The sequence below is a fragment of the Pseudovibrio exalbescens DSM 16456 genome (assembly GCF_000422785.1).
Taxonomy (GTDB): Bacteria; Pseudomonadota; Alphaproteobacteria; order Rhizobiales; family Stappiaceae; genus Pseudovibrio; species Pseudovibrio exalbescens.
Map to the genome: position 1 here is coordinate 139,327 of NZ_AUGS01000009.1, position 24,673 is coordinate 163,999.

The following is a 24,673-nucleotide window of genomic DNA, read 5'->3' on the forward strand; positions in this document are numbered from 1 at the left end:
GCGTTGATGCCCGCACGGACCCGAAGAGGCACCCCACCTCTTCGGGTTTATGGTTTATGGTCGTCAGGCGGATTGAGACCGATTGCTGTCACTCTCGATTGCCTGCATCTGGCGCTCGTTATCCGTAATGAAGTCGCGAATGATGGGAACAGCATCGCGCTCACGCGAGACCAGAAGCTGCACCACCATGGTGCTGCCTTCCCGAAACCCGACTTCACATGCCCCCAGATACAGTTGCCACATGCGGCAGAAGCGCTCGTCATACAGCGCCTTGGCCTTGTCCCAGTTGGCTTCGAACCGACGACGCCAATCCCGCAAGGTGTAGTAGTAGTGCAAGCGCAGGATTTCCGCGTCGCACACCCAAAGGTCCTGTTTCTCGGTGGCCGCAAACACCTCCGACAATGCCGGCACATAGCCTCCGGGGAATATGTACTTCAGCAGGAACGGCCCGGTCGTGCCTGGTGGCGTGTAGCGGCCGATGGAATGAATCACGGCGTAGCCCGTTGGGGTCAGACACTCCTTGACCTTGGCAAAGTAGGCCTCGAAGTTCCCGATCCCCACATGCTCCATCATGCCAACGGAAATTATGCGGTCAAACTGGCCGTGAAACTCGTTGTAGTCCTTGCATATGAACTCCACGCTGTTTTGAAGGCCCAGCGCCGCCACCCTTTGTTCGGCAATCTTGATCTGCTCCGGCGACACATTCAGCACCTTCACCTTGGCTCCGGCTTGCGCAATGCGGATCGCCAATGATCCCCAGCCGCCGCCAATTTCCAGCACCTCCATGCCCGGTTTCAGGTCCAGCTTGGCGATCAGGTGATCCAGTTTTGCCGCCTGCGCCTGTTCCAGCGTATCTTCAGGCGAGCGATAGTACGCGCAGGAATAATTCAGCCCGTCATCGAGAAACAGACGGTACAGATCTGTGTTCAGATCATAGTGATGACGCACCTGAGCCTTGTTGCGATGCAGGTTGAGGCGCTGTTTCTTGCGCGTGTGTCCTTCCTTGAAAGACCACAGCATCTTCTGCAGCGGCGTGGCATTCAACGGCCCGCGGTTGACCGTGAACACGCTGACCAGATCGTTGACGTGCGTTCCTTCTTCCAGGGTCAAGCGCCCATCCATATAGGCTTCGGCGCCTTTCAGCTCCGGATCCCACATGAGTTTCATCGGCAGCCATCTGTCATGGAACCGGATCACGGCTTCGGGCCCTGGCGCACGACCACCCAATTCATACCGTGTATTCTGTGCATCAATGATGGTGAGACGGCCCTTCTCGAGAAAGGGCTCAAGCATTCTGGCTAGAGCGCGCATGACTTCCTTCCCAAGTATTCCACATCCAAGAGTATTGTAATGGCCAAATTTCGCAACTCCCGTAAGAAGCAGCCGCCTAATTTTAAGGGGCGACACGACGTCTCGTGCCTTGACCGCGATCAGTTTTCAGGTCACAGCAAGGCATGCCATCGGCCAAGAGCAAGGAATGGGGGAATTTTAAGTGAGTGACACGGCACGCAGTCTCATCGCCCAAACAGTTGAGCGCGTTGAGGGCACACTTCAGGAGGTGTTGAGCCCAACATCGCAAGCTGGAGAAGGGCCCCGCCCGGCGCGCCTCGTGGAAGCCATGCGATATGCCGCGCTGGCGGGCGGAAAACGCCTGCGCCCTGCACTGATGATTGAAAGCGCCCGTCTCCTGGGTCGCACGGACGATGGAGTTCTCGTTGCTGCTGCAGCGCTTGAATGCATCCATTGTTATTCACTGGTCCACGACGACCTGCCCGCGATGGATGACGACGAACTGCGCCGCGGTCGCCCGACGACTCACATCGCCTTTGATGAGGCCACTGCCATTCTGGCGGGAGACAGCCTGCTTACGCTGGCATTTGACTTGATTGCCCGGCCCGAAGTCTCTGACAGCACGCAGGTCCGCCTTACCTTGTCGCAGGAGCTGGCACGGGCAGCCGGCGTGGGCGGCATGGCCGGCGGTCAGATGATGGATCTGGAATCCGAACATCGCGCAAGAACGGAAGATGAAATCCGCCTGCTGCAATCCTTGAAGACGGGCGCGCTCATTCGCTATGCCTGCCGCTCCGGTGCGATCCTTGCGCAGGCTTCCCCCCAAACCGTTGAAACGCTGACGCGCTTTGGCGAAATCATTGGCTACGCCTTCCAGCTGGCCGATGACCTGCTTGATGCCTGCGGTGATGCCGAAGTGGTTGGCAAGGCCACGGGCAAGGACGCAGACAAGGGCAAGGCCACCCTGCTTGGCCTCATGGGCGAAGACAAGGCTCGCAAAATCCTTGCAGGTCTTATTGAGGAAGCCCTGTCACTGCTGGCGCCCTTTGAAGACAAGGCCGATAATTTGACGGCTCTGGCCAAGTTCGTGGCAGCTCGCTCCAACTAGTCACACGGGTCAGCCACGTAACCCAGCACGTCCATGAGAAACGTACGCGCCAGTTCAATGCCGCGTACGCTGATGCCATGCCCCAAATCCGGGATCGCCTGTGCCACCACCGGCACCTCGGCATTTTCCAGTGCCGACTGGGCCACCGACAGGTTCCAGAACGGCACCACATCATCTTCCGTTCCATGAACCAGCAGGACCGGCGGTTTGTGACCGTTCGGATCCAGTGGACACGGTGAGGCCAACGCACCGGAATACGCCATAACCCCGGCCCATTTCCGCTCACCGCAAAGCCCCACATGCAGCGCCATCATGGCGCCCTGTGAAAACCCGAAGAGAGCCACCTGCGACGACACAACGCCTGCATGGTTGATCTCCGCGGTCAGGGCCTGCTCCAGAAACGGCGCCGCGGTCTCGACCCCCAACCGATATTCCTTTGGATTGCGCTCGCTGAGCGGGAACCACTGCCGCCCGGCAGCCCAGACATCACAAACCTGCGGCGCTTCAATACCCACAAATGCGGTGTCCGGCAGGGTAAGCTTCAAATCATCCGCCAGCCCCATCAGGTCAGAGGCATCCGCACCATAGCCATGTAGCAGCACCACAAGACTACGCGCCTGCCCGGACTGCGCCGGTTGTCGGATCGCCTCGTGACCCATCGCACCTACTCCCGTCTCACACCGGCAGGGTTTCACGGCCTTCCCTGCGCGCTTTATAATAGGACCACCATAACCGCGCGGCCGTTCCCCGGTGCGGCGCCCACTGCGCCGCGATATCATCCAGTTCCCGCCCCTTGGGCCTGACACTTAGCGCAAACCCATCAGCGACGGCGTTCTGCAGCGCCACATCTCCCGACGGAAATACATCCGGATGGCCCGCACAGAATAGCAGGAAGATGTCGGCACTCCACCGTCCAATTCCCTTGATCTGGCAAAGACGCTCATGGGCTTCGAGCGCCGGCCGGGCCGCCAATGCGTCGAGTTCCAGCCCGCCCTCCATATGACGCGCGATCTCACGCAGCGTGTTCACCTTGGCGCGAGAAAGGCCCACACCGCGCAACTCCTCATCGCTCTTGCTCAACAGCACTTCAGGTGTGAAGGGATCAACAAGCGCTTCCAGACGCTTTGTAATGGCCGCTCCTGCACTCACTGAGATAAGCTGGGCCACGACGATATCGCTCAGCCCACGCAAATCCGCCGCGCGGCGCCGCAACGGCACCGCGCCTGCAACCGCCAGCACGGGTTCCAACCGTGGATCCAGCGCCAACAGACCTTCCAGCTCTCGTTGAATATCCGCTTCCGTTTCAATAGGTCTCACAACGCCCCCTTGCAGGCTCTTGGCAGTTCACTACACTCGCCAGCCAAAACTGCACAATCACGATACGAGATTATACGCCGGATGAGCGCGCCCGTCTTTCGTTTTGCCCCTTCGCCCAATGGCCACCTTCATCTGGGGCATGCCTATTCTGCTTTGTTGAACGCCCAAATGGCCCACGAGTGCGGCGGTCGCTTCCTCGTTCGCATTGAAGACATAGACACAGTCCGCTGTACGGACCAACTCTGCCACGACGCCTTGAATGATCTGGAATGGCTTGGTCTGCAGTGGGAACAGCCTGTACGCCGCCAATCCGAACACTTTGAGTACTACAAGAAACAGTTGGAGAAGCTGAAAGAACTTGGCGTTCTGTATCGCGCCTTTATGACGCGATCCCAAATCCGCAAGGCCATTGAAGCTGCAGAGTCCGTGCAAGGCACCCAATGGCCGCGCGACCCGGACGGCGCGCCCCTTTATCCCGGCGGGCCGCAGGAAACCGCAGCACCCGATACCCCGCATGCCTGGCGGCTTGACATGACCAAAGCACTCGCCTTGATCAATACACCGATGATTTGGCAGGAAGCCGGAAACGGGCCTGCCGGAGAAACCGCCGAGGTTGCTGTTGATGGAACAAGTTGGGGTGATGTGATCCTGGCCCGCAAAGACACGCCTACAAGCTATCACCTGTCCGTCGTCGTTGATGATGCCTTGCAAGGCATTACCCATGTGGTGCGTGGGCAGGATCTGTTTTACGCCACCAGCGTACACCGCATATTGCAACATTTGTTGAGCCTCACCCCACCTTGTTATCATCACCATGGACTGGTGCTGAATGACGAGGGTAAGAAACTGTCCAAGTCGGCGCGGGATACGTCACTACGCGACTTGCGGGCGGACGGCATGAGCGCTCGCGAAGTCCGCCGCCGGTTAGGCTTTTCCTGAGCGCTCAGTAACCCATCCACTGCAGGAAAGCGAGCCAACCGCTCACAGTGAAGATGGCTGAAAACGTGGTGATGGTGATGGCATTTGAGGACATGGCATGCCCGGTCCCGAACTGCACCGCCAGCAAATAGGCGTTGATGCCCGTGGGACACGCTGCTGCAATCGTGGCAACGGCAACCCAAAGCGGCGGCAGCGACACCAACTGTGTGGTGAACAAAAACACAAGCAGCGGCAACAAGATAATCTTCAGGACACTCAGCACGCCCGCAATTTTCAGCGTCCCGCGAATGCCATAATCCACAAGCCCCATTCCAACCGCAAACAAGGCGGCTGGCGTTGCTGCATTTGCCAAAGAAGCCAACACCGTGTTCACGACACCCGGCAGGGGCAGACCCGATAGATTGACAGCTATCCCGGCGAGGATGCCGATAATGATGGGATTGGTCAGCAAGCTGCGGGCAACGGACACCAGCACTTCCCTTATGGGCCGCGCTTCTTCATAGCCATCAATAACCACCGCCCGTGACATCAATGTCACCGACAATATGGTAACAAACGGCAAGTGCAGCGCGATCAGCAGGGATAATGGCACCAGTCCTTGTGTGCCGAAGATTGAGGTAATCAAGGGTATGCCAATAAGGCCGGTATTACCGAAGCCGGAGGTGAGCCCGGCGACTACGGCAGCACGTGCCTCGCGTTTGAAGGCCCAGCGCACCAGAATGGCAGCAGTCATGTAGACGGCAAACAGCGCAGAATAGTAGGCCGCCCACAACGGCCAAGGTGACACATCCCCCAGATCCGCGGCACTCAACGTGCGGAAAATCAGTGTCGGAACCAGAATGGTGATGCAAAACGAGCCGAGCGCAGGGCCAACCCCGTCTTTCAACAGCTTGAAAGAGGCGCACGCATAACCGAGGCCAATGATAATGAAGATCGGCAGCACAAGCTGCATCGTCTGCTGTAGCATACGGGTCTCGCGAACTGAGGTGACGGCGCAGAAGCGACCTGAAATTCCGTCATGGCCGAGGGCAAAATCGCTCATTCGTGCAGCCCTCGACTTAGCCCAGCTGCCCTGTGAAGCGCAAGGCCTTGCCTACGCCCTAACTCCTGTCAGGAAAACGCAAGAGGGCGCTCACCCCACACGCATGAACGCCGCATCCAGCGCTTCATCGAGCCGGTCATTCCCCCAGAAAAGCTCACCATGCTCGGTCACAAAGCTGGGAGCGCCGAAAATACCAAGGCGCTCCGCTTCCGCCACTTCGGCCCTTAACCCGATCTTGACCTCGGCACTTTCGATGTCGTGCATGATGTCCTTTGCTGGCGCACCCAACTCAAGCAGCAGCGCTGCCAACAATTCAGGATTGGATATGTCCTCGCCAAGTGCAAATTGCATGTGATAAACAGCGCGGGTAAATGCCCCTATCCACGTTTCGCGTCGACCATGATAGGCAATTCGTGCGGCAGGCAGGCTGTTTTGAGGAAACGGAATCGGTCGCACAAAAGGCAAACCAAGGCTCACGCATTGGCGCTCCATGTCGCGCCACATATAGGCGCCCTTGGCGCGATTCAGATTGAACGGCGAGGTGTCCCACCCTTGTTTTTTAAAGATTGGCCCCAGAAGAAAAGGATGCCATTCAATGCGAATGCCTCGATCAGCCGCAAGCGTTTCAATACGCATGGCACTGAGGTAACTGTATGTCGAGGCAAAGTCATACCAGAAGGACAGTTTCGGCATCCGCGCAACTCCGGGTCGGTCGTCATTAAAGTTTTATCAATACTTCATTTATCGATTGTATAGTATTGCTACGGTTATCGTGTTTCAGGTATACAGTTCATCGTATTCAGCGCTCGCTATGGGGGCAATAGAGTGAAGCGTACATTTATAGACATCACAGGGCTCCTTTTTAAAAGCCCGGTGTGTTTATCCCTAGTATATATTATAGGGATATCTGCATTCTTCCTCATCTACCCCACAGTAGATATTTGGGCCAGCCATCAATTCTACAATGAAAGTGGTGTCTTTCCAGCGACACAGAGCGTGTTTTGGAATGAAATACGTTATCTGAACAAGTACATCATCGCATGGATTGCCATCCTTTCCGTAGCGGTTTTGTTGCTCAAGCTGCTGCTGCCCCGCCTCAAGGCCATTGTCGATCTCAGAGCGCCGATTTTTCTGCTCTCAACCCTGATCATCGGGCCGGGCATCGTCGTCAACATGATCTTGAAGGACAACATCGGGCGTCCCCGACCGCGCAACATTGAAGAGTTTGGCGGCTCGTTTCCTTTTATCGGTGTTTGGGAAACCTCGCCCCATTGCGGCGCAAATTGCTCTTTCGTCTCTGGCGAAGCCTCGGTGGCCCTCTGGATCACAGCGCTTGCATTCTTGCTGCCCAAGGCGTGGCGGCTGCCCGTTGCCGGTCTCACCCTCACGGCCGGTCTCGTGTTCTCCATCAACCGTGTGGCGTTTGGCGGCCACTTCCTGTCGGACACGTTGCTGAGCTGGGGAATCACGTTCCTGGTGATCTGGCTGATGTATAGCCTGTTATACCGTCATACCCCCCGGTGGGCGCAGCCGGACGTGCTGGACAATGCGTTTACTTCTGCCGGCCTCTGGCTGCAGCAGCGGGTATGGGACGTGAGCACACTCGGCACCCGCCAACTGCGTTCATTCTCACAAAAGTTTCGATAGCGTCGGGCGTTCAGCGTTTGCGCTTGCTTTCAAGCTCATCCAGCAGGTCCTTGGTGCCTTTGAACACCATATCAAAAACCCGTTGGAAACCGTCATTTTCACCAAAATAGGGATCCGGCACGTCCTGACCGCTGTGCTCGAAAAGCATTCGAACGGTCGCGACACTGCCGGCTGGCGCCAAACGCTTCAAGCGGGCCACGTTGCTGTGATCCATGCCGACAAGATAGTCGAACTCGCTGAAATGAACATCTTCCACCTGTTGTGCCCGCTGCTGGGTAATGTCGACACCATTGACCGCCGCAACAGCGATGCTGCGCGGATCCGGCGGATTGCCAACATGCCACGCACCGGTGCCTGCGGAGTCCGCATCGTAGGCATCAAGCAAATTCGCGGTTTGAAGATGATGAAGGAAAAGGCCTTCTGCCAGCGGCGAGCGGCATATATTGCCAAGGCAAACGAAAAGAACACGGGTCTTGTCGGGCATGGATGGGTCTCGCAGGTCTCGTCATTATGCTGGGGCCGACCATAACCGGGATTGCCACGGCTGCAAAACCCATGAGTGCCCCATCCAGGCCATTTACGTGATGGTGATTATGCCACCGCCATGCTCAACCCGAGTGTCACCACAACAAGGCTGATGGCGGGCAGAAGCGAAAACGCAATCCACGTGTTGGACATTATGGGGTTTCCTTTATTCTTATCATTGCTTTCAATATACGCGCTTTCTAGGTCACAACCGCACAGCGCGGTAATATATCGAACACAAGGCTGTGAGGAAAAATCCATGTCTGACATACTTAGCCGCGACGAGATCGACGACGCGCTCGGCAAACTGGAAGGCTGGCACCACTTCCCTGATGAACCGAGCATAAAAAAGTCATTTGAATTCAAAAGCTTCGTCAGAGCTTTCGGTTTCATGTCACAGGTCGCGCTGCTTGCCGAAAAGCAAAATCACCATCCGGATTGGTCAAACAGCTACAACAAGCTGCAGATTTCGCTGAGCAGCCATGACGTGAATGCAATCACCACGCGTGATATCCGGCTGGCAACATCCATTGAAAAGCTGCCACGCTGAGCCGGCTTACGTGCCGCGAACGATCCGGAACACGAGACAGTCGGCGTCGCTCACCGTTTCCAGAAGCCGGTGCCCATCCTGATTGCACATGTGAGGGATGTCGATCTGCGACATGGGATCAGTCGCCCACACCTCCAGGTGCTCACCCGGTGCCATTCTGCCCAGCGCACGCCGGGTTTTCATCACCGGCAGCGGGCAGTTCAGCCCCTTCAGGTCCAGCTGTTTAAATTCCATCCCGGCAACCCCAAGTAACGCCCATCGACAATTCAAGATACGCTCTTACCATCGTTTCGCAGCGACGCAACAGCGTATCCATGCCATGATCCGTCGCATTCACTGACGAACAGGGGACCAAAACACAATGGCCGAACTGCACAAAGCACTTGAACTGCTGGATTTCTGGTGGAAGGCCGGACGCAAGAACTGGTTTGGAGGCGGCCCCAATTTTGACGAAGCCATCCGCGAGCGCTTCGTTTCGGACGTAGAGGCCGCCGGACGCGGGGACTATGATCCCTGGCAAGCGACACCGCACGGCTCCCTGGCCTTGCTGCTGCTGCTCGACCAGTTCCCACGAAACCTATTTCGCGGCTCTGCCGACAGCTATAAATTCGACACCAAAGCCCTGGACGTTGCACGGAGCGCATATGAGGCCCGCCAGTTCCTTGCCTATGGTCCAGAACACCGCCTGTTTTTCTTTCTGCCCTTTGAGCATTCGGAAAACATGGAGGACCAAACACTGGCTGTCGATGCGTTTCGACGCTGGGGCGATCAGGACGGCTATCACTGGGCCCTGGTTCATATGGACGTGATCCGCCGATTTGGCCGCTTCCCGCACCGCAATGCCGTGCTCGGCCGGGCCACGACACCAGAGGAACAACGCTTCCTTGATGAAGGCGGCTTCAGCGCCTGATCCCATATTTGCATACTTTTTAGGCAGGCCTGTTTTTTGTGCCTGCCTATTTTTTTATCAAGCCTTTTACCCGCCCAAACCACGGCCACTGGCTGCACCCAAAGGCCCAGTCTTCTCCCCTAATACACTGTTTTTAATTGTTTTTTAGGTGTTCTTTCGGCGCGAAAAACCGCAGAAATCCGCCAGAAAATCCAGTTGGCACACTCCTTGTATGTAGTAGACCGAACGCAACCTTGCTGCTCCTGAACTGAGCGCTGTCAGTTCCGGAGCATCAGGGAAGCGGGGAACAGCAGGGAACACTTTCCCGATTGGTCAACAGCAGAGCGGGAGCTGCATATGAAGATAGTCATGGCGATCATAAAGCCGTTCAAGCTTGACGAGGTGCGCGATGCCCTCACAAGCGTCGGAATTCAAGGCCTCACCGTCACCGAAGTCAAAGGCTACGGCCGGCAGAAGGGCCACACGGAAATCTATCGCGGCACGGAATACGCCGTGAGCTTCCTTCCAAAACTCAAGATCGAAGTCGCCGTAGATGCGGACATGGCCGACAAGGCGGTCGAGGTGATCTCCAACGCCGCCAAGACCGGTCAAATCGGCGACGGCAAGATCTTTGTTTACAGCATTGATCAGGTCGTTCGCATCCGTACCGGCGAAGCCGACGCTGACGCCATCTAATCAAAAATCGAGGGGAACTTAAGAAAATGAAACGTCTTTCACAGCTTTCCGGCCTCTGCGTAGCGGCGATCGCGCTGACCGCCGCTCCGGCTCTGGCTAAGGAAACCCCGCCGGTCTCGCCCGAGACCCAGTACATCTTCAACACCCTGCTGTTTCTCATTGGCGGCTTTCTGGTCATGTGGATGGCAGCGGGCTTTGCCATGCTCGAAGCCGGTCTTGTTCGTTCCAAGAACGTGTCCATGCAGTGCCTGAAAAACATCTCCCTGTATTCCATTGCAGGCCTGATGTTCTGGGTCACCGGCTACAACCTCATGTACAACGGCGTTGATGGTGGCTTTATCGGCTCTTTCGGTCCGTACTCCTTTGATCCGGTCGGCGGCGACGCCCTCGACACCGGCTACTCCACCGCCTCGGACTGGTTCTTCCAAATGGTGTTTGTGGCAACCGCTGCGTCGATCGTGTCCGGCACGCTTGCCGAGCGCATCAAGCTGTGGCCGTTCCTTGCCTTCGTTGTCGTGCTGACCGGCTTCATCTACCCAATCGCCGGCTCCTGGCAGTGGGGTGGCGGCTGGTTGTCTGAAGCTGGCTTCTCCGATTTTGCCGGCTCCACCCTCGTTCACTCCGTCGGCGGCTGGGCTGCGCTGGCCGGCGCGCTGATCCTCGGTGTCCGTAAAGGCAAATATGGTGCAGACGGTCAGGTGCATGTCATGCCCGGTTCTTCCATGCCGCTGGCAACGCTCGGCACCTTCATTTTGTGGCTTGGCTGGTTCGGCTTCAACGGCGCTTCCCAGCTTGCGATGGGTACCATCGGCGATGTCACCGACATCTCGCGCATCTTTGCCAACACCAACATGGCCGCAGCAGGTGGTGTCATCGTCGCCGTCATCCTGACGCAGATCCTCTACAAGAAGGTCGACGTCACCATGGCCCTGAACGGCGCGCTGGCCGGCCTCGTGTCCATCACCGCTGAACCGCTGGCCCCCACTGTGCTCCAGTCCATCATCATTGGTGGTATCGGCGGCGCACTGGTTGTCTTCACCGTTCCGATGCTGGACAAGCTGAAGATCGACGACGTGGTTGGCGCTATTCCGGTTCACCTGATCGCGGGCATCTGGGGCACCCTCATCGTGCCGCTGTCCAATGATGCCGCGTCCTACGGCACACAGGCGCTTGGTGTTGTTGCCTACGGTGCGTTCACCCTCGTTGCCTCCGGCATCGTCTGGTTTGCACTCAAGGCAACCGTTGGCATCCGTGTCGGCGAAGAAGAAGAAGCAATGGGACTGGACAAGGTCGAAATTGGCGTCGAAGCCTATCCGGAATTCGGCCAAGGCTCACAGCGTCTCTGAGCACCCATTAATACTCCAAAACAATCACCTTCCTGAAAAACGCAAAACCCCGGTGGCCTCCACCGGGGTTTTCTTGTTTCAAACTCTTTTGAGAGGCATCGGCAAACCGGCCGGGATCACAACACCACAATGCCCGAGTGCTTGGCATGGTTTTCCGGTTCCACGTGAATCGTCACCCTCGCGCCCGGCAACTTCTGGCCAATGCCTTCCTCGATCCTGTCACAAATTTCGTGGGCATCGCGCACGCTCATGTCCGCGGGCACAACCAGATGGAAGTCCACGAAAGTCACATGACCGGAATGGCGCGTGCGCAGATCATGGGCTTCAATTGCCCCATCCCCGTGCTGGGAAATCAAGGCCCGCAGCAGTTCCTGTTCTTCCTCCGGCGCAGCTTCATCCATCAACCCCCCAATGGACTCGCGCACCAGATGCCAACCCGACCACAAAATGTTGATGGCAACGACGATGGCCAGCAGTGGATCAAGGATCATCCAGCCGGTCACATAGGCGGCGCCCACACCCACGATCACCCCAACAGAGGTGTAAACATCGGTCATCAAGTGCTTGCCGTCCGCCACCAAGGCCGGCGAACGATGCTTGCGTCCCACCCGCATCAAGGCCACGGCCCATACGCAATTGACGATGGACGCGGCCCCGTTCAGCACAACCCCCAAGAGAGTGAACTCAATTTCCGGCCCTTCAATCAGGCTGAAATAGGCTTGGCGCAAAATGGTAACGGCCGCCAGGACAATCAGCACCCCTTCCAACACGGCGGCGAAATACTCCACCTTGGTATGGCCGTAGGGATGATTGTGATCTGCCGGTTTGCGGGCCAGATGCAGCGCACCAGCCGCCGCCATGGCCGAGGCAACGTTGATGATGGATTCCAGCGCATCGGAATAAAAGGCGATCGAGCCTGTATAGAGGTACGCGGCATACTTGGTTGCCAACACGATCAAGCCGACAACAATGCTGCCAAGCGCAAACCGCATACTTTCAGTCATGATTTCCGATCCGTCTGAACACCGATCAACCGCCGCCACCCTGGGCAGTTTCGAGCATGCCTAGCAGGTTTGGCAGGTATATCAAGGTACCGAGGTCGAAACCGGTAACAAAGCGTTCGTTTTTCGGATCAGATCAAAGGCCGAGCAAGCTGCACGTTGCGGCACCAAGCAGCGCCGCAGGTTTGCCGTCATTCATCGTCTGCACCAGCACAACCAGCCGCTCGACATCAGGCCCCTCCACATCGGACAATGGCAATTTGTAGCTCTGGCTGCCCCCATCCCACACGCCAATCGGCATGATGTCGCGTACGATATTGCGAAAGTCGCGTGTTGTACCGGCGTTTTCACCGCGTTTGATGGCTACCTGCGCCTGCTCGCTGACTTGAAGCACATACACGCTCGCCATGTCGTTGCCACGAGTGCCATCACCAGCGACATGCACTTTCAGCATGCCGTTCTCTACGGTTGTTTCTACATCCAACGGAAAACGGTTGGCCGCTTCCAGTTCGGCTTCAACCGCTGTTCGGTCGCTGCCCACAAGCCCACTTGTGCCGTTGACGATCATTTGCGGCGTATAAACGCTGCGCTCGCCGTGGCTTTCCGCATAAAGACGCTGACGTTTGCTGTTGGTTGGCGAGGCAAACGTGTCTTCCCAGCCAAGGTAGTCCCAATAGTCCACGTGAAACGCCAGCGCCAGAATGCCGGGGCGGTCCGCCAACTCCGACAACAGCGCATCTGCGGGCGGACAAGACGAGCACCCCTGACTGGTGAACAGTTCCACCACCGCTGTAATGGGCGCCTCTTGCGCCCGCACCGGGCCAGATATGGCCCACGATGCAATCACAAGGCTTGCAACCAGCCACCGTCGTGTCGAAGTCAGGATCATCTTCAAGTTTCAGTCCGCATCTTTTGGTAATGCAGAGCAACCTAGCCCTATCCCAGTTAAACTGACAGTCACATAACAGTGAGAAACTGGCTCGTCTCCCTTCACGGGATCACCGAGGAGTGGTGAGGATTTTTTCCAGTTCGGGCAAAAACACATTCTGATAGCTGTCAGCGCTCAACGGCCCCACGAATTTATAGCGGATTTGTCCCTTGGCATCGACGATGAAGGTCTCAGGTACACCATAGACGCCCCACTCGATTCCAATACGTCCGCTATCTACCCCAACCCGGTCATAAGGATTGCCAAGATCCTCCAGAAACCGCAGGGCTTTCGGGTCGCTGTCCTTGTAATTCAAGCCGGCGATCTGAAACCGATCATCCTTGGAAAGCTCCATGAGGAACGGGTGTTCTGCACGACAGGGTGCGCACCACGAAGCGAACACGTTCACCACGGAGACCTGACCTTTGAGATCCTCGGTCTTGAAACCCGGCACTGGCTCACCTTCTCGGGTCAGACCGCTTACCGGCGGCAGGTCGAATTGCGGTGCCGGTTTGTTGATCAGTGCTGACGGCAGCTTCTGCGGATCGTTGCCGGATACCAACTGATAGAAGAACAACAGCGCCAACGCGCCAAAAACGATTACGGGCAGCAGCACAAACGGGGAGAGACGCCGCCCCTGCGGTTTTTCCGTCTGCGAGTTATCGCTCACAAGCCTAATCCTTTTTCTGCGATCGGCGGCGCAGGCCCAGAGCTTCCAGCTCTTTCAGGTCCCGCTCCTGCTTTTTCTGATCGAGGCGAATGGCCAGAACCATGACGCCAATAATCACCGCCGTCATGACATAGGCGGCAATGACGTACTCTGAATGGCGCCCGAGGTCTGTCAACAAGCTTTCCATGGCAGGTCCTTCAAGCCTTGTTGGTTTCGGCAAGGCTGGCGCGAGCGCTAGGTGCGGCGGCAGCCCGCATACGCATGGCACGTACGCGGCGACGATAGATTTCATTGCGCATGGACATCAGATGCATCACCACGAAGAAAAAGGTGAAGGCCAAGGCCATGACCAGCAACGGCACGAGCAAAGCCGGGTGGATGGTCGGACCATCCATCCGAAACACGCTGGCAGGCTGATGGAGCGTGTTCCACAAATCCACGGAGAACTTGATGATGGGCAAGTTCAAGGCCCCCACCAGCGTCAGGATCGCAATGGGCCGGGCGGCCTTGTTGGGGTCATCCAGCGTTTTCCAAAGCGCGATGATACCCAGATACATGATGAACAGCACCAGAAACGAGGTCAGCCGTGCATCCCAGACCCACCATGTTCCCCACATTGGCTGTCCCCAGACAGCACCGGTGAACAGGGCAAGAAAGGTAAAGCAGGCACCAAGCGGCGCGGCCGCCTTTGCCGATACGTCCGCAAGCGGATGACGCCAGACCAACGAACCGATGGAGGCAATGGCCATCAAGCCATAACAGAACATGCCCAGCCAAGCCGCCGGCACATGAACGAACATGATGCGTACAGTAATTCCCTGCTGGTAGTCCTGCGGCGCTGTGAATGCCAGATACAGCCCTGCGGCAAACAGCAAGAGCGTAATCGCCACAAGCCACGGCAAGACCCGCGTCACAAGGCGGAGGAAAAAACTCGGATTGGCCAGATCATAAAAATTCATGGAGTTCTTCTAAACTGAGATGCTGCTCTCTTCAATCATATAGATAATCGGTCTCCCACACCAAGATAAGCCGGTGCGAAATCGTCGCAGGAAAGTGGCACAACCTCCTTCCCAGTTCATCAATCACTCGCATACCGTAAAGCAGCGGCGGCCGATACAGGGCCAACCACACCCGCAAACAATGTAACCGCGCCCAGGTAAAGCAGCGGCGTTGTAAAGGATGCCGTGGCCGACAAGACCGCGGTGGCCGAACTCACCCCAAAGATGAGCACCGGAATGGATAGCGGCACCACCAAAATTGCCAGAAGCACGCCGCCGCGGCGCAAGGATACGGTCACCCCTGCCCCCACGGCGCCAATGAGTGTGAGAGCTGGGGTCCCGATGACAAGGGTCAGGGTGACAGCCCCGATGGCAATGGGTTCCAGGTTCAAGAACAGCGCGAACAACGGGGTTGCAAGCACCAGCGGCAATCCGGTTGCCGCCCAGTGCGCGGCGCATTTCACCAAGACAACCAGTTCCATCGGCCGTCCCGCCAGAAGGTAAAGATCCAGCGTGCCATCATCCCTGTCCGCTTGAAACAACCGGTCCAGCCCCAGCAAGGTGGAGAGCAAGGCCCCGATCCAAAGCACGGCAGAGCCAATGCGCGCCAACAGTTTCAAATCAGGCCCAACGCCAAAGGGAAACACGGTCACCACGGCGAGGAAGAACAAAACGCCAATCAGGGCGCCGCCGCCCACGCGCACGGCCAGCTTGAAATCGCGCAGAAAAAGGGCGGTTATCCAGTGCATCAGATCCAGCCCTCCTCATCATCAAGAAACGCGGCATCGCCCTGCCCGTCGGTTGCAGACAGCGGCGCTGCGGGCTGCATATGCAACTCTCTTACCCGTTTGAGATGAAGGGCTAGATGGGTTGCCGCAATCACCAGCCCGCCCGCGTCCAGATGCGCTTCGATAAGATCATGCAGGGTTTGTTCGGCCACCTTGTCCAGCGCGGAACTGGGTTCGTCCAGCAGCCAGATGGGCCGCCACACCACCAGCAGACGCGCCAGAGCCAGGCGGCGCTTCTGCCCTGCGGACAAAAAGGCCGCTGGAAGGCTCTCGGTATGGGCAATGCCCAGTGTTTCCAGCGCTGCACGCGGATCCATTCCCTGCCCGCCCGGCATCAGTTCGCAAAACTGCTGCCAGAACGCCAGATTGTCGTAGGTGGACAAGGCCAGCTTCAATCCGTCCAGATGGCCAAAATAATGCGCATGTTCGGCAACCTTGCGATCTGGCAGGCCACCGGATAACCGAATAGCGCCGCTTCTCTTGGGCACCAATCCCGCCAGTACCCGAAGCAGGGTGGACTTGCCCACGCCGTTGGGTCCCTTGACCAACAAGGCTTCCCCGCTGGACAGATCAAACGACAGGCCGTTGAACACCTCACGACCACCACGCTCGCAGCTCAGCGCCTCGCAGCTCAGTGTCAGATCCTGCAGGCCGGGGGAAATCATCGAGGTTGCTGCCACAGTGTTTGTCCTGCCGGGCGCCCGATGGCCCGTATGTAAAGAAAAGGTCCGTTCGTCCGATACCACTGCTTTGGCCCCTGTTTCCAGAGCCGAATGGGGAAAACCACCACTTCAACACGGCAATAACGACGAATTGCTAACCCGCACGCCACAACACAGCATTTCGCGCAACCAAACTCACGTTTTCCACCCCGCTGCAAGCCGCGGGCAGCAGGCCCATCAAACGGGTCTGGACATATTGTATACACATGTATATAACGCACTCAAAACGTGACCCGCTGTTTTTATTGGCAATTTGGCTAAGGGTATGCAGATGGAGCCGAAAATCATCAGGTGACCCTGCGTCGCGCATCTGGCAACACCTGCGAAAAAACGCTATAGGGACAACAACTGACTCACGCACACTGTCTTGCGGCTCACACCACGCGGGCGCACGGCATGCTCAATAAAGAGCTCGTAAAAAACGGGCACGCACAACACTCCGATTTTCGGGGTGATCCAGAGATACCCGCTCTGCAGTCGGCCGCGCCCATGGGACCGGCTGTGAAACCATAAGGAGATCGCTCGTCATGACGACATCACTGGACAGCTTTGGCGCCAAGAAGACCCTCAAGGTCGGCGACAAGAGCTACACATACTTCTCCATTCCCGATGCCGAAAAAAATGGCCTTGAAGGTGTCTCCAAGCTGCCTTTCTCTTTGAAGGTGGTTCTGGAAAACCTGCTGCGCTTTGAAGATGGCCGCACGGTAACCAAGGAAGACATTCAGGCCGTTGCCCAATGGCTTGTGAACCGCAAGTCTTCCCACGAGATCTCCTATCGCCCGGCCCGCGTGCTGATGCAGGACTTCACCGGCGTTCCGGCCGTTGTGGACCTTGCGGCCATGCGCGATGCGGCAGTCAAGCTGGGCGGCGACCCGAAGAAGGTCAACCCGCTGGTCCCGGTGGATCTGGTCATCGACCACTCCGTCATGGTGGACTATTTCGGCACCGCCTCGTCGTTCGCGCTGAACGTGGAGAAGGAATACGAGCGTAACAAGGAGCGTTACGAGTTCCTGCGCTGGGGCCAGTCCGCGTTTGACAATTTCCGCGCTGTTCCTCCGGGAACCGGCATCTGTCACCAGGTCAACCTTGAGTATCTGGCCAAAACGGTCTGGACCAAGGAAGAGAACGGCGAAACGGTTGCCTATCCGGACACGCTGGTCGGCACCGACTCCCACACCACCATGGTCAACGGTCTGGCCGTTCTGGGCTGGGGCGTGGGCGGCATCGAGGCCGAAGCGGCCATGCTTGGCCAGCCGATCTCCATGCTGATTCCCGAGGTGGTCGGCTTCAAGCTCACCGGCGAGTTGAACGACGGCATCACCGCCACCGACCTTGTGCTGACCGTTGTTGAAATGCTGCGCAAGAAGGGCGTGGTTGGCAAGTTCGTGGAATTCTACGGTCCCGGCCTCGACAACCTGTCGCTGGAAGACGCCGCCACCATTGCCAACATGGCCCCGGAATACGGCGCAACCTGCGGCTTCTTCCCGGTTGACAACGATACCTTGAAGTATCTGGAATCCACCGGCCGCGAGAAGGACCGCATCGCTCTGGTGGAAGCCTACGCCAAGGCGCAAGGCATGTTCCGCGATTCAAGCGCGCCGGAACCGGTCTTCACCGACACGCTGGAACTGGACATCTCCACTGTTGTGCCTTCCATCGCCGGCCCGAAGCGTCCTCAGGACCGCATTTCGCTGGCCGACGCGGCACCCGGCTTTGCCAAGACCATGGCCGAGGAGTTCAACAAGGCGGGCGAAGAGTCCAAGCGCGTTGCCGTGGAAGGCCGCGACCACGATCTTGGCAACGGCGATGTTGTTATTGCCGCCATCACCTCGTGCACCAACACCTCCAACCCGTCGGTGCTTATCGGCGCGGGTCTGGTGGCGCGCAAGGCACGGGAAAAGGGTCTCACCGTCAAGCCATGGGTCAAGACCTCGCTGGCACCGGGCTCTCAGGTGGTTACCGACTATCTTGAAAAGGCCGGCGTACAGACCGACCTGGACGAACTGGGTTTCAACCTCACCGGTTATGGCTGCACCACCTGTATTGGTAACTCCGGCCCACTGCCCGATGAAATCTCCAAGGCCATCAACGACAACGACCTTGTGGCCTGTTCCGTCCTGTCCGGTAACCGCAACTTCGAAGGCCGCGTGAACCCTGATGTCCGGGCCAACTACCTGGCTTCGCCGCCACTGGTTGTGGCCTACGCCATTGCCGGTTCTCTGAACATCGACATCACGCGCGATGCTCTGGGCACGGACCAGGACGGCAACCCGGTGTACCTGAAGGATATCTGGCCATCCACGCAGGAAATCGCGGACCTCATCCGTACCTCCATCAACGAGGAAATGTTTGAACAGCGCTACGGCGACGTGTTCAAGGGCGATGAACACTGGCAGGCGATCAAGGTTGAAGGCGGCATGACCTACGGCTGGCCCGCAGGCTCCACCTATGTTCAAAACCCGCCTTACTTCGAAGACATGACCATGGAGCCCAAGCCGCTCGAAGACATCGAGAACGCGGCTGTCATGGGTCTGTTCCTCGACTCCATCACCACCGACCACATCTCTCCGGCCGGTGCCATCAAGGCCAACAGCCCGGCAGGTACCTATCTGGCAGAGCATCAGGTCGCGGTGAAGGACTTCAACTCCTTCGGCTCCCGCCGTGGTAACCACGAAGTCATGATGCGCGGCACCTTCGCCAACATCCGCATCAAGAACCAGATGGTGCCGGGCGTTGAAGGCGGCGTCACCATGAAGGACGGTGAACAGAAGTGGATCTACGACGCTTGCATGGAATACAAGGACGCCGGCACTCCGCTGGTCGTGTTTGCTGGCAAGGAATATGGCACCGGCTCCTCCCGTGACTGGGCGGCAAAGGGCACCAAGCTGCTTGGCGTGCAGGCCGTGATTGCTGAATCCTTCGAGCGTATCCACCGCTCCAACCTGGTTGGCATGGGCGTCCTGCCATTCACCTTCAAGGAAGGCGAAAGCTGGCAGTCCCACGGCATCACCGGTACGGAACGCGTCACCATCAAGGGTGTGGCCGACCTGAAGCCGCGCCAGATGGTGGACATGGAAGTGGTATACGAGTCCGGCGAGAAAAAGATCATCCAGGTCCTCAGCCGCATCGATACGGAAGACGAACTGGAGTACATCAAGGCCGGCGGCATCCTGCACTACGTGCTCCGCAACCTCGTTTCCAGCTAACGCTTTTTAGACAGTCTTCGGATCAAGAACGGGCCCTTTTGGGCCCGTTTTTTGTTGGCACCTCATCCCTCAAGGCCAACCAACCCGCTCATGTTATCTCGGATGCCAGCACATCCCTACAGGCGTCATCCCGCGCTTGACGCGGGATCCAGAGCGGCATGGAGAAACCTTTGCCACTCGCCTGAGCCCACAAGTGCGCGGCACCGTCGGCTGGATCCCGGCTCGGGGGCCGGGATGACCACTGTGCGGGGTGGAGGAGACGACGGGTCTCATTGATGCCCTACCTTGCGCCACCCCTCAAACGTCATCCCGCACTTGATGCGGGATCCAGAGCGACATGGAAAAACCTTCGCCACTCGCCTGAGCCCACAAGTGCGCGGCACCGTCCGCTGGATCCCGGCTCGGAGGCCGGGATGACGCTGGAAGGTAATGGAGAGGCCCTGAGGTCTCATGAACGTTGCTCAGTGAGGTGTTGGAAGAAGGGTAGCCTTGGCAACTCCTAGTAAATGAAGGCGCCTCACCTCACCGCTGGCGTCATCCCGCACTTGATGCGGGATCCAGAGCGACATGGAAAAACCTTCGCCACTCGCCTGAGCCCACAAGTGCGCGGCACCGTCCGCTGGATCCCGGCTCGGAGGCCGGGATGACGCTGGAAGGTAATGGAGAGGCCCTGAGGTCTCATGAACGTTGCTCAGTGAGGTGTTGGAAGAAGGGTAGCCTTGGCAACTCCTAGTAAATGAAAGTGCCTCACCTCCCAGCTGGCGTCATCCCGCACTTGATGCGGGATCCAGAGCCAAGCAAGCACACCTAGCCATTCCCTTTATGCCAACTCTTGGTACAAATCTCGCCAAGCCGGATTAAACCCCTCAATCAGCTCCACCTTCCATCCCCGCTTCCAACGCTTCAGCTTTTTCTCACGAGCAATTGCATCCCCAATCCGCTCGTATTCCTCATAGTAGACCAGTTGCGACACGCCATAGCGCGCCGTAAAGGACATCGCCACTTTCTCTCGGTGCTCGTAAAGTCGCCGGGCCAAATCGTTGGTCACACCCGTATACAGCGTCCCGTTCCGTCTACTTGCTGTCATGTACACATAATACGCCATGCCTTAGCCTGCGACCTGCATCGCAGAGCCACAACAACACGAAATTGCCAGTGTAAAATCAGTAGCGGCTTCCGCTGGATCCCGGCGCGGAGGCCGGGATGACGCTGGAAGGTAATGGAGAGGCCCTGAAGTTTCTTGAACGTTGCGCAGTGAGGTGATGCAAGACCAGCAGTCCTGCCATTGTGCAACAAGCACCCTCTGCATCATCGCCAAAACGCCCGTGAGACCCAACACCCGCGCCTAATATCAGCAACGCCTTTGAATCCCAACACGCTCACCTCCCCCTCGGACGTCATCCCGCGCTTGACGCGGGATCCAGAGCGACATGGAAAAACCTTTGCTTCATGCCTGACCACCCGAGCATGTCGCAATCGCCGGCTGGATCCCGGCTCGGGGGCCGGGATGACGACCGTGTGGGGTAGAGGCGACGGCGGGTCTCATTGGCTCACAGCCTTGCTCTTTATTAAAGCCGTCATCCCGCGCTTGATGCGGGATCCAGAGCGACATGGAGAAACCTTTGCTTCATGCCCGAGCGTCCGAACGCGACGCACAACCCGCTGGATCCCGGCGCGGGGGCCGGGATGACCACTGAGGCAAGCGGGACGGCTCTCAAACCCCTTTGGGGGTCAGGCTCCGAAACCCGCCATGGCTTGTTCTTCTGACATTACCACGTTTTCAAAAGGTGTAGGCGCTCGCCATCATCGCGCACCAGCTTGTACCCGCCCCGTTCCAGAAAAACACGCGCCGGGTGGGTGCTTACCGGTGCAAAGCAGCAGCGGTTGAACCCGGCTCGGGTAACCTGCTCCTCCGCTAGCTCGAGCAACCGGGCGGCCAGCCCGTAGCGGCGGAAGTCCTGCAACACATAAAGGGTTAAAAGCGTAGGCTCGTCCCGCACCAGCCCCCAGTTGCAATAGCCCACCACCTGCTCGCCCAGTTCCACCACATGGGTTTGCGGCAGGTGGTCGGTCAAGCGGCGCAGATTGGCAGCCTCCGCCTTCTTCCAATGCTCATAATGCTGCGGCTCCAGCTCTGCCATATAGCGCTCTTCAAGGGCAAGCAGAACAGGCAAATCCGCTTCGGTGGCCTTGCGATCTATGGGAACGGACATGGACATGGTCTCCCTGATGAATGCCGCGGTGATGCTGCCTTTTCAGGATAAACCAAATGCCGCGCGTGCCCAACTCGACCAAAGGCCCACAACCACAAGGTGTCCTCGCCTTGTGCGCTTTGCAGCGTCTGGCAGCACTTGCCGGAAAAAACTTGTCCCCGTTGAGCCGCGCGCGTCTAGGGTGAATGGGTTCCCGCGAAACCGGGCCTGCCGGCGGACCGCCCGCCGCAGAGTCGTGGGACGGACGGGGCCAATGGGCAGGGTAACGCATTGCCCAGACGGTCCGGCGCAGGAAAAGCCGAACGCGGCCGCATGGTTCGGTGGGGCAGAGCTGGCTTGGGGGGCGTCCAGCGGTGGCAGGCAACTGCCTTTCGCGTCTACCCGCAGCCGGAATCATTTCTGCGCACAAAGTGTCCGGGCAAGGCGAGTAGCCGATGCCGAAGAAACATTTAACCAAACAGCGCAGGCACCGCCTGCCCGCCTTGCCACACCCGCCCTGCGGCGGGAGTTCCTGCCACCCACTGCGGGCCACACCACGCCCGGCGGTGCTGTTGGCGCGTGTCTGCTCCGCGGCTGACGGCACACGACACTAGAGCAAGTTCTCACACTGTGAGACGCCGCACGAATGAATTTCAGGAAAAAAGAAGAGATGGTGCCCGGAGGCGGATTCGAACCACCGACACGCGGATTTTCAATCCGCTGCTCTACCAACTGAGCTATCCGGGCGCGCTGCCGACAAACGAAATGCTGTCACAGCGAAGTGACGGTCTTATAGGGAGGATCTGGCGCCTTGTCCAGAAGCAGCGGGGAATTTTTCGCAGTGGCGGCCAGTTTTCCCGCACAAGTTTTAGGGCAGGCCGGCACGCGTCGTTCAGCCCCCCAATCCGTCAGGTTGCATCCCCTTCCGCGAAGGCGCATGCTGGCCCGGTCGGCATGTTGGCGCATCTTCTGCGCCGCCCCACCGGAGATTGCGGATGTATTTGACCCTATCCATCCTGTTTGCTCTTGTGTTCCTCTACAGCATTCTGGCGGGCGGGCTGGAACGCAGTTCTTTCAGCGGCGCCCTGTTGTTCACCACGGCAGGCCTGGCACTGGGACCGATTGGCCTTGATGCGTTGGAGCTGAATATTCAGACAGAAGGGTTGAAGCTGTTAGCCGAGCTCACTCTGGCACTGGTGCTGTTCACCGATGCGGCAAATACCAACCTGACCGTATTGCGCCGGCACATTGGCTTGCCGCTACGCCTGTTGTTGATCGGCCTGCCCCTCACAATTTTCCTCGGCATTGGCGCTGGCCTGCTTGTGTTTCCCGGTGTCTCCGCCGTGGAGATCGCCCTTCTTGCCGCCTTGCTGGCCCCAACGGATGCCGCCCTTGGCAAGGCGGTCGTTACCTCGCCCCGCGTACCGCCCATGCTACGCGGCAGTCTCAACGTGGAAAGCGGCCTGAACGACGGTATTTGCGTGCCCGTGGTGCTCAGCCTGCTGATCATCGCCACCGAGCCCGAAACCGCCCAGAGCTTTCGCCAATTGGCGATCCCCTTGATTATTGAGGAGTTGGGTAAAGGCGCTGTCATTGGCGTTGTTCTCGCCTGGGGTGGCCATCATATGATTGAATTTGCGAACAAACGGGGCTGGATACGCGAGACCTGGCGGCAAATCACGATCATCGGCCTGGCGTTGTTGTGTTTTACCGCAGCGCAGGCATTTGGAGGGTCCGGCTTTATTGCCGCCTTTGTCGGCGGCCTTGTCTATGGCATTTACCGCAGGCCTTACAAGCACGAGTTTCTCGCCGCAGCCGAAGGCACGGGCGACGCCTTCGCCCTTGTCACCTGGGTCATCTTCGGAGCCGGGGTTATGGGGCCGGCGCTGTTTCTCATGACGCCGGAAATCGTTCTTTACGCCTTGCTCAGCCTCACGGTGGTGCGCCTCCTGCCGGTGTACCTGGCGCTGCTTGGCACAGACCTGCGTCCCGTGGAGCGCTTGTTTGTGGGCTGGTTTGGGCCGCGGGGGCTTGCCAGCGTCGTCTTTGCCATCATTGTGCTTGATGAAGCGCCAGACAATGTGGGCATTCTCACCGCAACGGCCGTAACCACCATATCTCTCAGCGTAGTGTTCCACGGTCTTACGGCGAAGTCCTTCACCCGCATTTTCAAAAAGAACCTGCCAAAACAGACAGAAACTTAATCCCGTTCTCGACGAACCGCTTAAGATGAGAAAGACAAGAAACCCGACCATCGCTGCCGGCTGGTGATCATGTGCAAAACGGGCGCTCGTAATTTGGTAAGGGGCCGGCGCTTGCGGGAGTTCATACCCCCGAGGGTGTTTTTGGTGTTTTGACGGCGCCGGATGAGTAGGCGTGTTTTAGATGGGTGTTTCAGACGCAAAAAGCCCCCGCGCGTTATGCGTCGGGGGCTTTTGGGATTGAGTTGTTCTGTTTGATGCTGGAGAGGTTTTTGTTTGTTGTTATCATGCCCGGCGGCGTCCTACTCTCCCGTGTCTTGAGACACAGTACCATTGGCGCTGGGGCGTTTCACTTCCGAGTTCGGGATGGGATCGGGTGGGGGCGCCCCGCTTTAGCCACCGGGCAGGATAACAACAATTTGAGAAGCTGGATTTTTAGTGATTATAGCTTAATGGGAGTGATCAAGATCGAACGAGCTATTAGTAAGGCTCAGCTTCGTGTGTTGCCACACTTCCACATGCCTCCTATCGACGTGGTGGTCTACCACGGCTCTTCAGGGAGAACTCGTTTTGAGGTAGGTTTCCCGCTTAGATGCCTTCAGCGGTTATCCTTTCCGT

General features: G+C 58.0%; 27 protein-coding genes, 1 tRNA gene and 2 rRNA genes. 11 read left to right on the top strand and 19 right to left on the bottom strand.

The features are described from left to right. Positions 1-63: 63 nt before the first annotated feature. Positions 64-1,311: an SAM-dependent methyltransferase gene (locus tag G512_RS0108915; protein ID WP_028481423.1), complete on the bottom strand. Its 1,248-nt coding sequence runs from the start codon at positions 1,309-1,311 to the stop codon at positions 64-66. A gap of 181 nt (positions 1,312-1,492) precedes the next feature. Here G512_RS0108915 and G512_RS0108920 point away from each other — a divergent pair, with 181 nt between their 5' ends. After that, positions 1,493-2,398: a polyprenyl synthetase family protein gene (locus tag G512_RS0108920; RefSeq protein ID WP_028481424.1), complete on the top strand. Its 906-nt coding sequence runs from the start codon at positions 1,493-1,495 to the stop codon at positions 2,396-2,398. Here the strand turns inward: G512_RS0108920 and G512_RS0108925 are convergent. Continuing rightward, the gene (locus G512_RS0108925; RefSeq protein ID WP_051269154.1) at positions 2,395-3,057 is read right to left on the bottom strand and encodes an alpha/beta hydrolase; all 663 of its coding nucleotides are present in this window, start codon (positions 3,055-3,057) and stop codon (positions 2,395-2,397) included. The two genes, G512_RS0108920 and G512_RS0108925, sit on opposite strands and share 4 nt — an antisense overlap. 16 nt (positions 3,058-3,073) lie before the next feature. After that, positions 3,074-3,715 (bottom strand): DNA-3-methyladenine glycosylase family protein, encoded by a 642-nt coding sequence (locus G512_RS0108930; RefSeq protein ID WP_028481426.1) that lies wholly within the window; start codon positions 3,713-3,715, stop codon positions 3,074-3,076. 81 nt (positions 3,716-3,796) lie between these two features. On the opposite strand from G512_RS0108930, the gene gluQRS reads away from it, so the two are divergent. Then, entirely contained in the window at positions 3,797-4,654 is an 858-nt protein-coding gene (gluQRS, locus tag G512_RS0108935; RefSeq protein ID WP_028481427.1) for a tRNA glutamyl-Q(34) synthetase GluQRS, read from the top strand. Between the two features lie 4 nt (positions 4,655-4,658). Here the strand turns inward: gluQRS and G512_RS0108940 are convergent, their stop codons facing one another. Together G512_RS0108940 and G512_RS0108945 are read right to left on the bottom strand one after the other, a co-directional pair. Beyond that, complete coding sequence (locus G512_RS0108940; protein WP_208974982.1) at positions 4,659-5,696, bottom strand: AEC family transporter; 1,038 nt, start codon at positions 5,694-5,696, stop codon at positions 4,659-4,661. Positions 5,697-5,786: 90 nt separating this feature from the next. Further along, positions 5,787-6,389: a 2-hydroxychromene-2-carboxylate isomerase gene (locus tag G512_RS0108945; protein WP_028481429.1), complete on the bottom strand. Its 603-nt coding sequence runs from the start codon at positions 6,387-6,389 to the stop codon at positions 5,787-5,789. A 132-nt stretch (positions 6,390-6,521) separates the two neighbouring features. Between G512_RS0108945 and G512_RS20490 the strand changes: the two genes are divergently transcribed. Then, positions 6,522-7,343 carry a phosphatase PAP2 family protein gene (locus G512_RS20490; protein WP_143181354.1) on the top strand — a complete coding sequence of 274 codons (822 nt, stop codon included), beginning with the start codon at positions 6,522-6,524 and terminating at the stop codon, positions 7,341-7,343. 10 nt (positions 7,344-7,353) lie between these two features. On the opposite strand, the gene G512_RS0108955 is transcribed toward G512_RS20490, so the two are convergent. Further along, entirely contained in the window at positions 7,354-7,827 is a 474-nt protein-coding gene (locus G512_RS0108955; RefSeq protein WP_028481430.1) for a low molecular weight protein-tyrosine-phosphatase, read from the bottom strand. A gap of 300 nt (positions 7,828-8,127) precedes the next feature. Here G512_RS0108955 and G512_RS0108965 point away from each other — a divergent pair, with 300 nt between their 5' ends. Beyond that, positions 8,128-8,418, top strand: coding sequence for a 4a-hydroxytetrahydrobiopterin dehydratase (locus G512_RS0108965; RefSeq protein WP_051269156.1), 291 nt, complete (start codon positions 8,128-8,130; stop codon positions 8,416-8,418). A 6-nt stretch (positions 8,419-8,424) separates the two neighbouring features. On the opposite strand, the gene G512_RS0108970 is transcribed toward G512_RS0108965, so the two are convergent. Continuing rightward, a complete protein-coding gene (locus G512_RS0108970; RefSeq protein ID WP_028481432.1) occupies positions 8,425-8,652 on the bottom strand; it encodes a sulfurtransferase TusA family protein in 228 nt (75 codons plus the stop codon). 127 nt (positions 8,653-8,779) lie between these two features. On the opposite strand from G512_RS0108970, the gene G512_RS0108975 reads away from it, so the two are divergent. The 3 genes from G512_RS0108975 (at position 8,780) to G512_RS0108985 (ending at position 11,349) form a co-directional block, all read left to right on the top strand. Then, a complete protein-coding gene (locus G512_RS0108975; RefSeq protein ID WP_028481433.1) occupies positions 8,780-9,328 on the top strand; it encodes a DUF924 family protein in 549 nt (182 codons plus the stop codon). 336 nt (positions 9,329-9,664) lie between these two features. Further along, a complete protein-coding gene (locus tag G512_RS0108980) occupies positions 9,665-10,003 on the top strand; it encodes a P-II family nitrogen regulator (RefSeq protein WP_028481434.1) in 339 nt (112 codons plus the stop codon). Between the two features lie 26 nt (positions 10,004-10,029). After that, a complete protein-coding gene (locus G512_RS0108985) occupies positions 10,030-11,349 on the top strand; it encodes an ammonium transporter (protein WP_028481435.1) in 1,320 nt (439 codons plus the stop codon). A gap of 116 nt (positions 11,350-11,465) precedes the next feature. Here the strand turns inward: G512_RS0108985 and G512_RS0108990 are convergent, their stop codons facing one another. The 7 genes from G512_RS0108990 to ccmA all read right to left on the bottom strand — a co-directional run bounded on the left by G512_RS0108990 (position 11,466) and on the right by ccmA (position 16,375). After that, complete coding sequence (locus G512_RS0108990; protein ID WP_028481436.1) at positions 11,466-12,353, bottom strand: cation diffusion facilitator family transporter; 888 nt, start codon at positions 12,351-12,353, stop codon at positions 11,466-11,468. A 133-nt stretch (positions 12,354-12,486) separates the two neighbouring features. Continuing rightward, positions 12,487-13,239: a DUF1223 domain-containing protein gene (locus G512_RS20495; protein ID WP_051269157.1), complete on the bottom strand. Its 753-nt coding sequence runs from the start codon at positions 13,237-13,239 to the stop codon at positions 12,487-12,489. A 109-nt stretch (positions 13,240-13,348) separates the two neighbouring features. Further along, entirely contained in the window at positions 13,349-13,948 is a 600-nt protein-coding gene (locus G512_RS0109000) for a DsbE family thiol:disulfide interchange protein (RefSeq protein WP_036489160.1), read from the bottom strand. Between the two features lie 4 nt (positions 13,949-13,952). Next, positions 13,953-14,135 (bottom strand): heme exporter protein CcmD, encoded by a 183-nt coding sequence (ccmD, locus tag G512_RS0109005; RefSeq protein ID WP_028481438.1) that lies wholly within the window; start codon positions 14,133-14,135, stop codon positions 13,953-13,955. 10 nt (positions 14,136-14,145) lie between these two features. Further along, positions 14,146-14,907, bottom strand: a complete 762-nt coding sequence (locus G512_RS0109010; RefSeq protein ID WP_028481439.1) for a heme ABC transporter permease — start codon at positions 14,905-14,907, stop codon at positions 14,146-14,148. A 119-nt stretch (positions 14,908-15,026) separates the two neighbouring features. Then, on the bottom strand, positions 15,027-15,686 hold the full coding sequence (ccmB, locus tag G512_RS0109015; protein WP_028481440.1) for a heme exporter protein CcmB: 660 nt from the start codon (positions 15,684-15,686) through the stop codon (positions 15,027-15,029). Positions 15,687-15,694: 8 nt separating this feature from the next. Further along, on the bottom strand, positions 15,695-16,375 hold the full coding sequence (gene ccmA, locus G512_RS0109020) for a heme ABC exporter ATP-binding protein CcmA (RefSeq protein ID WP_081657424.1): 681 nt from the start codon (positions 16,373-16,375) through the stop codon (positions 15,695-15,697). 608 nt (positions 16,376-16,983) lie between these two features. On the opposite strand from ccmA, the gene acnA reads away from it, so the two are divergent. Continuing rightward, positions 16,984-19,662 (top strand): aconitate hydratase AcnA, encoded by a 2,679-nt coding sequence (gene acnA, locus G512_RS0109025; RefSeq protein ID WP_028481442.1) that lies wholly within the window; start codon positions 16,984-16,986, stop codon positions 19,660-19,662. 820 nt (positions 19,663-20,482) lie between these two features. Here the strand turns inward: acnA and G512_RS0109030 are convergent. Further along, positions 20,483-20,767 (bottom strand): GIY-YIG nuclease family protein, encoded by a 285-nt coding sequence (locus G512_RS0109030; protein ID WP_028481443.1) that lies wholly within the window; start codon positions 20,765-20,767, stop codon positions 20,483-20,485. A gap of 524 nt (positions 20,768-21,291) precedes the next feature. Between G512_RS0109030 and G512_RS22550 the strand changes: the two genes are divergently transcribed. After that, on the top strand, positions 21,292-21,429 hold the full coding sequence (locus tag G512_RS22550; RefSeq protein WP_155943655.1) for a hypothetical protein: 138 nt from the start codon (positions 21,292-21,294) through the stop codon (positions 21,427-21,429). A 2-nt stretch (positions 21,430-21,431) separates the two neighbouring features. On the opposite strand, the gene G512_RS0109040 is transcribed toward G512_RS22550, so the two are convergent. Beyond that, positions 21,432-21,875, bottom strand: coding sequence for a GNAT family N-acetyltransferase (locus G512_RS0109040; protein ID WP_028481444.1), 444 nt, complete (start codon positions 21,873-21,875; stop codon positions 21,432-21,434). A 253-nt stretch (positions 21,876-22,128) separates the two neighbouring features. Here G512_RS0109040 and G512_RS22555 point away from each other — a divergent pair, with 253 nt between their 5' ends. Further along, on the top strand, positions 22,129-22,452 hold the full coding sequence (locus tag G512_RS22555; RefSeq protein WP_143181355.1) for a hypothetical protein: 324 nt from the start codon (positions 22,129-22,131) through the stop codon (positions 22,450-22,452). Positions 22,453-22,525: 73 nt separating this feature from the next. Here G512_RS22555 and G512_RS0109045 read toward each other — a convergent pair. Then, a tRNA-Phe gene (locus G512_RS0109045) sits at positions 22,526-22,601 on the bottom strand. Between the two features lie 248 nt (positions 22,602-22,849). Here G512_RS0109045 and G512_RS20500 point away from each other — a divergent pair. Further along, on the top strand, positions 22,850-24,058 hold the full coding sequence (locus G512_RS20500) for a cation:proton antiporter domain-containing protein (protein ID WP_036489165.1): 1,209 nt from the start codon (positions 22,850-22,852) through the stop codon (positions 24,056-24,058). Positions 24,059-24,344: 286 nt separating this feature from the next. Here the strand turns inward: G512_RS20500 and rrf are convergent. Together rrf and G512_RS0109060 are read right to left on the bottom strand one after the other, a co-directional pair. Beyond that, a 5S ribosomal RNA gene (gene rrf / locus G512_RS0109055) occupies positions 24,345-24,459 on the bottom strand. 55 nt (positions 24,460-24,514) lie between these two features. Next, positions 24,515-24,673, bottom strand: a 23S ribosomal RNA gene (locus tag G512_RS0109060); the annotation flags it as partial.

Coding starts and splice junctions, on each gene's coding strand:
- G512_RS0108985 (WP_028481435.1), top strand. CDS start 10,030: ATGAAACGTCTTTCACAGCTTTCCGGCCTCTGCGTAGCGGCGATCGCG.
- G512_RS22550 (WP_155943655.1), top strand. CDS start 21,292: ATGCCCGAGCGTCCGAACGCGACGCACAACCCGCTGGATCCCGGCGCG.
- gluQRS (WP_028481427.1), top strand. CDS start 3,797: ATGAGCGCGCCCGTCTTTCGTTTTGCCCCTTCGCCCAATGGCCACCTT.
- G512_RS0108990 (WP_028481436.1), bottom strand. CDS start 12,353: ATGACTGAAAGTATGCGGTTTGCGCTTGGCAGCATTGTTGTCGGCTTG.
- G512_RS0108925 (WP_051269154.1), bottom strand. CDS start 3,057: ATGGGTCACGAGGCGATCCGACAACCGGCGCAGTCCGGGCAGGCGCGT.
- G512_RS0108945 (WP_028481429.1), bottom strand. CDS start 6,389: ATGCCGAAACTGTCCTTCTGGTATGACTTTGCCTCGACATACAGTTAC.
- ccmD (WP_028481438.1), bottom strand. CDS start 14,135: ATGGAAAGCTTGTTGACAGACCTCGGGCGCCATTCAGAGTACGTCATT.
- G512_RS20500 (WP_036489165.1), top strand. CDS start 22,850: ATGTATTTGACCCTATCCATCCTGTTTGCTCTTGTGTTCCTCTACAGC.
- G512_RS0108980 (WP_028481434.1), top strand. CDS start 9,665: ATGAAGATAGTCATGGCGATCATAAAGCCGTTCAAGCTTGACGAGGTG.
- G512_RS20495 (WP_051269157.1), bottom strand. CDS start 13,239: ATGATCCTGACTTCGACACGACGGTGGCTGGTTGCAAGCCTTGTGATT.
- G512_RS0109040 (WP_028481444.1), bottom strand. CDS start 21,875: ATGTCCGTTCCCATAGATCGCAAGGCCACCGAAGCGGATTTGCCTGTT.
- G512_RS0108915 (WP_028481423.1), bottom strand. CDS start 1,311: ATGCGCGCTCTAGCCAGAATGCTTGAGCCCTTTCTCGAGAAGGGCCGT.
- G512_RS0108970 (WP_028481432.1), bottom strand. CDS start 8,652: ATGGAATTTAAACAGCTGGACCTGAAGGGGCTGAACTGCCCGCTGCCG.
- G512_RS22555 (WP_143181355.1), top strand. CDS start 22,129: ATGGGCAGGGTAACGCATTGCCCAGACGGTCCGGCGCAGGAAAAGCCG.
- G512_RS0108975 (WP_028481433.1), top strand. CDS start 8,780: ATGGCCGAACTGCACAAAGCACTTGAACTGCTGGATTTCTGGTGGAAG.
- G512_RS0108940 (WP_208974982.1), bottom strand. CDS start 5,696: ATGAGCGATTTTGCCCTCGGCCATGACGGAATTTCAGGTCGCTTCTGC.
- acnA (WP_028481442.1), top strand. CDS start 16,984: ATGACGACATCACTGGACAGCTTTGGCGCCAAGAAGACCCTCAAGGTC.
- G512_RS0108965 (WP_051269156.1), top strand. CDS start 8,128: ATGTCTGACATACTTAGCCGCGACGAGATCGACGACGCGCTCGGCAAA.
- G512_RS0109030 (WP_028481443.1), bottom strand. CDS start 20,767: ATGGCGTATTATGTGTACATGACAGCAAGTAGACGGAACGGGACGCTG.
- G512_RS0108955 (WP_028481430.1), bottom strand. CDS start 7,827: ATGCCCGACAAGACCCGTGTTCTTTTCGTTTGCCTTGGCAATATATGC.
- G512_RS0109010 (WP_028481439.1), bottom strand. CDS start 14,907: ATGAATTTTTATGATCTGGCCAATCCGAGTTTTTTCCTCCGCCTTGTG.